This window comes from Pseudomonas sp. XP2 (genome assembly GCF_053557975.1).
Genome location: NZ_JBNRIK010000002.1, coordinates 344,691 through 345,217, shown reverse-complemented (window position 1 = coordinate 345,217; position 527 = coordinate 344,691). Strand labels below are relative to the sequence as shown.

General features: G+C 55.4%; 1 protein-coding gene. It reads left to right on the top strand.

Annotation, left to right across the window (positions count from 1 at the left end):
• Positions 1–112 precede the first annotated feature (112 nt).
• On the top strand, positions 113–527 hold a 415-nt coding region (locus tag ACK1VC_RS04460; RefSeq protein ID WP_449117859.1), incomplete at its 3' end, for an REP-associated tyrosine transposase.

The following is a 527-nucleotide window of genomic DNA, read 5'->3' as shown; positions in this document are numbered from 1 at the left end:
GTTTCCCCCCGCGAAAGGGCCGGTCCTGCCATATCCAGAAATCATCTGCTTCCCTGGGGGTGCAACACAGCCACTACCTTGGGATGTTGATCTCTATTCAAGGAAGAACCTGATGCCCAGGGCCCAATCCCATCTGCTTCGTCGTGGTCGCTATTCAGAACTTGGCAGGCTGTATCTGCTGACCACTGTTACCCATCAGCGCAAGCCGCTATTCGATGACTTCCACCATGCCCGGTTAGTCATTCACCAATTGCGGCAAGCCGATCAAGAGCACGCCTGCCGCTCACTGGCGTGGGTGCTGATGCCAGACCATCTGCATTGGCTGATCGAGCTGAAAGGAACAACACTGGCTACCCTGATGCGCAGGTTCAAGTCCCGCTCCAGTCTCGCATTACATCAGGCAGGGGTTAAGCATGACCCGGTATGGCAGCCTGGGTATCAGGACCGGTCATTGAGAAGGGAGGAAAGCATGGTGCATGTAGCCCGGTACATTGTTGCCAATCCATTGAGGGCTGGATTGGTCAGAA